Here is a 5,361-nt window from a genome sequence, read left to right on the forward strand (position 1 = left end):
AGTAGTTAGTACAGAACAATTTACTACAGTAGCAATAATGATAGTCAGTTTTTATTTTGGACAATCAACAGTAAAAGGAACAGTTAAAAAGATTGAAGAAGAGTAGGAGTAGACCCTGTTCTCTTAATTTATAAAAATATATTAAGAAAGAAGGAATAATAATGAGTAATTTAAATTTTGGAGTAAATGATGGACATACAATAAGTGGACCAGGTTCAGGAGCAGTAGGAAGAATAAAAGAAGGTGAACATACAAGAAAGGTAGGAAATGAAGTAAGAAGATTATTAAAAGAAAGAGGAAATACCGTTTATAACTGCACTGTAGATTACGCTAGTACTACAAATGAAAGCTTGGCTCTAGTAGTGCAACAAGCAAATAGACAAGAGTTAGATTGGTTTATTGCAATTCATTTTAATGCAGCAGGAGGAAGGGGAGTAGAAGTTTACACATATGAAGGTAGACAATATCAAGATGCTATTGATGTTTGTAATAATATATCAAGTGTATTAGGAATTCCAAATAGAGGAGTAAAAGGTGGTACAGGACTTTATGTAATAAAAAGAACAAAAGCTAAATCTATGTTGATAGAAGTTTGCTTTGTAGATAGTGATGATGCAGATAAGTATTTATCAGTAGGTCATGAAGCAGTTGCAAAAGCCATTGTAGAAGCATTGGACGAGCATATAAGTAATTCTATTCAACAAAGTATTAATAATGATACTTCAAATGAAAGTAATATAAATCAATGGGTTTGGGAGTTACAATCTGAGTGTAATAAGCAAGGGTTTAGCAATCAAAAGGTAGATGGTTATCCTGGACCAAAAACATTGGCAGGATGTCCAGTACTAAAAAGGGGATCAAAAGGAAACATTACAAAATTAGTACAAGAAAAATTAATAAGCTTAGGATATGATCTAGAAAAGTTTGGTGCAGATGGAGCGTTTGGAGATGAAACTTATGAAGCAGTAGTAAATTTTCAAAAAGCTAATGGATTAGAACCAGATGGAGTTATTGGGAAGAAAACATGGGAATGTTTAATATATAGATAATAAGGAGGCTAGTAGTTAGGAGAAATCCTATTTACTAGCCAGTTAGTTAGACTTAAATTTTAATTTATTCTATTTTTCATTTAATAAAACGGTTAACTACATAAGTTACAATAAAAATACTTAAGATATAAATAAAAACAAATGTACGTCCTAATTCAAGTGAAAATTTATCCCCCATTATAGTCGGTAAATTAATGAGAATAATAGCTATAGATATCCATAAAAGATATAAAAAAACATTTATTAATTTAAATTTGTTAAATTTTTTATTCATAAATACTCCTTTATATATTACCAATGATAAATATAATCTCCATAATAATCTCCTGTACTAGCCTTGAATGCCCAAATAGTACGATATTGAGGGTTTGTTAATGGTGCACGAAACATTTGTATTTTTGTATAAACTCGTCCACCTGCACATTGACTTGCTATAACACCTAATGCACCTATTCCCATTGCAGCAATAACGCCTTTAGGACCAAGGGTACCTACTTTTGTTGCAATTATTGCAGCAAGAGCAGCTGCTGTAGTCGCTTTTCCCCAACTTATATAAGTGCTACTACTTGATTTTGTTTCCCATTCATAATAAGCTCTTGGAGAAAAGAATGATTCTTCATAAATAGTTTCTTTTTCAGTCATAACAAGTTCGTTATTCAAATATATATCTTTAGATATTTTATCTTGCACAATTTTTTCTATATTATTATTTGAATCATTAATTATTGTTATTACTTTATTTCCATTTTTATAGCAATATTTATATGTATAGTTAATTCCATCAATAGTTATAATTTCTACTTTTTTTTCAGCATATACATCCTCTTGCTTATTATTTTTCTCATATGCTTTAGCTTCTATTATCGGAGTAGTAAACATTATACTTAGTACAAAAGTTAAAGTTAGAGCAATTTTTTTGAATACACTTTTCATAATAACACCTCTTTTATTTAGAATTTAAATTTATATAGCTTGTCCATTAACACTATATTTAAATAATAACACGGAAAACGTTTTCTATAAAGACTATAATTTGACAATAATTTTTGATATAATAAAATTTAGAGGAAAATAATATATAATAATGAAATTTGTTCAATAAATTGGTGAGGATTATATTTAATTTAGAAAATAATTAAAAGTAGATGTATTAAAAAATATAACAATATTATTATTTATTAGAATAAATATAAGGAGTAATATTATATGGTAAAAGAGTTACTAGAAGAACAAAGAGATAAAAAAATTTTAGAATTGAAATCAAAAAGGCATTTATAAATAATAATGAAAAAGTAAAGAAAGCAAAGAAAATAGAAAATATAAAGAAGAAGCAGTTACTTAAACAGGCTAATTTAAGAGCTAATAAAGAGTTAAAAAGTAATAACAATGCAGAAGTAGAAGTGTATGCTAGTAAAACTAAGCTAAAGAGAAAGGAATTAACTCAAATAAAATTTGAAGTGGATATTACAGAAAAATATAAGTTTATTTATAATTATTATAAAAAATATATAGATTCTATTATTGATATAGAAGAAAAGGTTAGCTTTATTGAAGAACAAAAACTATATGCAGAAAATAGTTTTGGCTCATTTAGGGGGAGTGGAATTAACAATATATTGTCAATTGATGGGGCTCTTCTTATTGGATTGATGGCCACTATTATAGCTGAGTTTATTAAATTTTCAGTAAGTGAAATATGTAGAGCAGTATTAAATAAAGAGTATTTTATTTCTAATGAATGGGATTTTATAACTGCTAGTGGAATATTTATATGTATTATTTTATTTAGAATGGGAAGAAACTCTAAAAGTGAAAAAGAGGATGATATTTTTAATGGACTATGTATAAGGGCATTAGAAAAGATTGAAAGTGAAATAACTAAATAATTTATTAATGTAAGTAGCATTTAGAGTGCTACTTTTTTTATTGACATAGTAAAAAATAGGTATTAATATATTATTCAAGTAAACATGTGTTCGATACAGACTGAATAAGGGGGATTATTATGAGATATGATGATTTAATAGAAAATGAAAGTAAAAAAGGAGTTACTATTATTGAGGCCTCTTTTAAAGGACAAGCTAAGGGGTACTATTGTGATAGTTTTATTATTATAAATAGTAATATAGATACAGAAACAGAAAAGAAGTGTATTTTGGCAGAGGAATTAGGACATCATTACATGACTTCGGGCAATATACTTGATAAAAAAGATGTTAATTCAGTTAAACAGGAGAATATAGCAAGAAAATGGGCTAGTAAGAAGTTAATACATGTTGTTGATTTCATTAAGGCTTTTGAATTTGGGGCAAAGAGCAGATATGAAATTGCAGAGTATTTAGAAGTAACAGAGGAATTTCTTGATCAAGCCATAGATTATTATAAGCAAAGATATGGGACATATGTGGAAATGGATAACTATATAATATATTTTGAGCCTTATTTTGGTGTTTTTAAACTATTAAGGTGTTCATCAAGAACACCTTAATACATGTGAAACCAATTTATTGTAATAAGATATAATAATAAAATTAATTATATATGATGCTATAAGGGGGAAGATTTGTGAAGGTAGCAATCTATAGTAGAAAAAGTAAGTACACAGGAAAAGGAGATTCTATAGGGAATCAAATTCAAATGTGTAAAGATTATATAAATAGAAACTATCCAGAAGAAGAAATAATTTTTGTTGAATATGAGGATGAAGGTTATACAGGTGCTGTAACTGATAGGCCGCAATTTAAAAAGTTAATTGCTGATATCCCTAAAAAAAAATATGATGCATTGATATGTTATAGATTAGATAGAATATCCCGTACAGTTTCAGATTTTTCATCAACATTGAGCTTTTTACAAAGTCATAAAACTAATTTTATTAGTATAAAGGAGCAATTTGATACTAGTACTCCAATGGGAAGAGCAATGATATATATAGCTAGTGTTTTTGCACAGTTAGAAAGAGAAACGATAGCAGAACGTGTAAGAGATAATATGATGGAGCTTGCTAAAAATGGAAGGTGGTCAGGCGGTAGGCTACCGATGGGGTATAAGAGTGAGAAAGTTTCTTATATTGATGAAGATGGAAAAGAAAGAAGTGGAGTTAGACTTATACCTGATGAAGAAGAATTAAAAGTTGTTAAATTAGTTTATGAAACTTATTTAAAAGAAGGATCACTTCATAAAACAGAAGTATATTTTACGCAAAATAATATTAAATCAACAACAGGTGTATTATTAGAAAAAACTTCTTTAAAGGTAATTTTACAAAATCCTATCTATGTAAAAAGTGATGAAGAAGTTATAAAGTATTTAAATGATAATAGTTGGAATGTATATGGAGAACCAGATGGTAAATCAGGATTATTAAGTTATAATAAAACAAAATCAATAATTAAAGATGGTAAGTATGTAAAGGTTAATAAAGAGAAGGATGAGTGGATAGCTGCAGTGTCAAATTGTCCAGGGATAATTGATTCTGATCAATGGATAAGGGTGCAGGAACAATTTAAAAAAAATAAAGATAAGTTCCCGAGATTAGGCAAAACTAATAATGCATTATTAACAGGAAAAATTAGATGTGGTGAATGTGGATCATACATGAGGGTTGTTCATGGAAGAGTTTCAAAAGAAACAGGTAAGAAATTCTTTTATTATACATGTGCTATGAAAACTAAAAGTAAGGGTGCGCTATGTAAAAGTAAAAATATAAAGTCAGATCAGTTAGAGGAAACTGTATTAACATCTTTAGAGATGCTAGGAAAAAATAAAAAAGAGTTTTTAGATAGGATTAAAAAAAGTAAAGATATTAACAATATAAATAAAAAGAGAAAATTAAAGATTGATAATATAAAAAAGGAAATTAATGATAAAAATAAAGTGATCAATGGATTACTTGACAAGCTTGCTTTATCAGATGACATATCAGATATAATTTTAGAAAGAATTAAAAAGTTAAAGGATGAAGTTAGAACTTTAGAAACTGAATTGAATAAAATAGAAGATAGTATTATGTACGATAAGTGTGAAAAAGTTTCAATAGATATAGTGTCTGAATTATTAGATAAATGTGCAAATATAAAGTCATATCCGTCAGAACAACAGAAATCAATAATAGATTTATTAGTAGATAGTATTACTTATGATTCATCTACGCAGCAAGTAAATGTTAATATAATTGGATGTAATGAAGAGTCTAAAAAAAAAATAACTTTCAATTATTAAATGAAATTTTACCGTTGCATTTTAGAACACACTGCACATGCTAAGCTTATGACTACTTATTACCCATTACAAAAGCTTAGAAAGATTCCAG

At 27.6% G+C, this 5,361-nt stretch carries 5 protein-coding genes; 4 read left to right on the top strand and 1 reads right to left on the bottom strand.

The genetic code is table 11. The features are described from left to right. The first annotated feature begins 161 nt into the window (after positions 1-161). Complete coding sequence (locus I4V63_RS14930) at positions 162-1,049, top strand: N-acetylmuramoyl-L-alanine amidase (RefSeq protein WP_196002022.1); 888 nt, start codon at positions 162-164, stop codon at positions 1,047-1,049. 291 nt (positions 1,050-1,340) lie between these two features. Here I4V63_RS14930 and I4V63_RS14935 read toward each other — a convergent pair whose 3' ends face one another. Then, positions 1,341-1,982: a hypothetical protein gene (locus I4V63_RS14935; protein ID WP_196002023.1), complete on the bottom strand. Its 642-nt coding sequence runs from the start codon at positions 1,980-1,982 to the stop codon at positions 1,341-1,343. 467 nt (positions 1,983-2,449) lie between these two features. On the opposite strand from I4V63_RS14935, the gene I4V63_RS14940 reads away from it, so the two are divergent. From I4V63_RS14940 to I4V63_RS15850, 3 genes are all read left to right on the top strand, one after another. Then, positions 2,450-2,935: a hypothetical protein gene (locus I4V63_RS14940; RefSeq protein WP_196002024.1), complete on the top strand. Its 486-nt coding sequence runs from the start codon at positions 2,450-2,452 to the stop codon at positions 2,933-2,935. A gap of 119 nt (positions 2,936-3,054) precedes the next feature. Beyond that, positions 3,055-3,537 (top strand): ImmA/IrrE family metallo-endopeptidase, encoded by a 483-nt coding sequence (locus I4V63_RS14945; RefSeq protein ID WP_196002025.1) that lies wholly within the window; start codon positions 3,055-3,057, stop codon positions 3,535-3,537. 77 nt (positions 3,538-3,614) lie between these two features. Then, complete coding sequence (locus I4V63_RS15850; protein WP_196002026.1) at positions 3,615-5,270, top strand: recombinase family protein; 1,656 nt, start codon at positions 3,615-3,617, stop codon at positions 5,268-5,270. Positions 5,271-5,361: the final 91 nt, after the last annotated feature.

Origin of the sequence: Clostridium sp. 1001271B_151109_B4, assembly GCF_015670405.1 — a bacterium.
Taxonomy (GTDB): domain Bacteria; phylum Bacillota; class Clostridia; order Clostridiales; family Clostridiaceae; genus Clostridium.

What these genes read in the sequence shown, in the direction of transcription:
- I4V63_RS14930 (WP_196002022.1), top strand. Translation starts at nt 162, where the DNA reads ATGAGTAATTTAAATTTTGGAGTAAATGATGGACATACAATAAGTGGA.
- I4V63_RS14935 (WP_196002023.1), bottom strand. Translation starts at nt 1,982, where the DNA reads ATGAAAAGTGTATTCAAAAAAATTGCTCTAACTTTAACTTTTGTACTA.
- I4V63_RS14945 (WP_196002025.1), top strand. Translation starts at nt 3,055, where the DNA reads ATGAGATATGATGATTTAATAGAAAATGAAAGTAAAAAAGGAGTTACT.